Origin of the sequence: Desulfonatronospira sp. MSAO_Bac3 (assembly GCF_003838035.1) — a bacterium.
In the GTDB taxonomy this organism is placed as follows: domain Bacteria; phylum Desulfobacterota; class Desulfovibrionia; order Desulfovibrionales; family Desulfonatronovibrionaceae; genus Desulfonatronospira; species Desulfonatronospira thiodismutans.
On record NZ_QYZY01000096.1, the window covers coordinates 1 to 1,288 of the forward strand.

Annotated in this window: 2 protein-coding genes; both read right to left on the minus strand. The window is 54.0% G+C overall.

Annotated features, from left to right (window positions below; genetic code table 11):
* Positions 1-740 (minus strand): hypothetical protein (locus D5S03_RS03465; protein WP_287042684.1); only part of this gene is annotated, 740 nt, incomplete at its 3' end.
* 24 nt (positions 741-764) lie between these two features.
* Positions 765-1,217, minus strand: coding sequence for a tetratricopeptide repeat protein (locus D5S03_RS03470; RefSeq protein WP_287042685.1), 453 nt, complete (start codon positions 1,215-1,217; stop codon positions 765-767).
* Between the last annotated feature and the right edge of the window lie 71 nt (positions 1,218-1,288).

Genomic DNA, 1,288 nt, shown 5'->3' on the forward strand with positions numbered 1-1,288 from the left:
AAGGGTCCTTCCCGTGTGTGCTCAGCTATGGCCTGCTCAAGAACCGAAGTCATCTCTGTCGTTTTGTTCCCACGGCCCCAGGCGGCCAGAATCAAAACCGCCCCGGCTGCAAGCTTTTCAACGTGCCAGGAGTCCATTTCCCTGCCTGTAGACCTTTCAAGGCGGGCAATCGTTCTGGAGAGCCGCCAGTTGCGGTATCTGCGCATGAGCATGCTTGAGGCGTATGGAGAGGCCAAAGTTGCCCGGTAAATAATCCCAGGCAGCAATACGAGAACTTCCAATAGCCGGACGAAGAGTCTGAAAAGTAATGCGCATACGGCGGCAACTGCAGCAAAAAGCATGTACAGCACTTGCAGGTTTAAAGCCTTGCGGCCGCGAAACTGCACACCAAACAGTTTTGCCGATGAGCGCTGGGGTTTTATCCAGTTAAATGTCCCCAGCCTGTTGCGAGTAGAGGCGGTAACTCCGGTTTTGGACAGGTTGAACTGGAAAGGGCCGTGGCTGTAACGGCCACGGAGCACAAATCGACCGCTCTGCAAGGCTACCTGCGTGTTCTTCAGGGGAGTGGTGCTGACCCTGAAGCCTCGGTTGGTATTAGCTGTGAGGTTAGCACCCATGGCCTTTGCCTGGGCACGCAGGGCAACTCCTCCAGTGCGGCTGGCCCGCAGGTATTTGCCCCGGTGCTCAATCCGGCGCTGTTTGCCGTATTCGTCCTTTCTTCCGATGTTCAAGAAGCCCATGCCGGAATGCTACCTATTTATCTGCTAATGATTGATAAGCCGGCGGGCCTGGTCTACCTGCTCGGGGCTCATATGCCGGCTGATGCGGTCCAGATTGCCGGCAGCTTCCTTGAGCCCCTGTTCGGCGGCCAGGCTCAGCCACTTGTATGCACGTATGTAATCCTGCTCTACACCTGTACCTTGAGCGTAGTTCTTTCCAAGATTGTTTTGAGCTTCTTTCAGCCCCTGCTCTGCAGCTTTTTTGTACCAATCCGCCGCCTGGGCATGGTCTTTTTGTACTCCCAGTCCATTTTCGTACAAAACGCCCATGTTGAACTGGGCTTCAGCGTGTCCTTGCTGGGCCAGAGGATGCCATTTCTCAAGGGCGGTTTCGTATTCACCACTCCTGGAGGCCTGCATGCCCTGGTCGAAAGCGATATTTTCCGGGGACTGGCAGGCAAAAAGCAAAAGGATGAGACAGGCCAGGATGTATTTCATAAATCACTCTTCATCTTCAAACTGGATACAGATATCAGCAATAATAACCGGAGCGCTGTCGTCATCAGAAA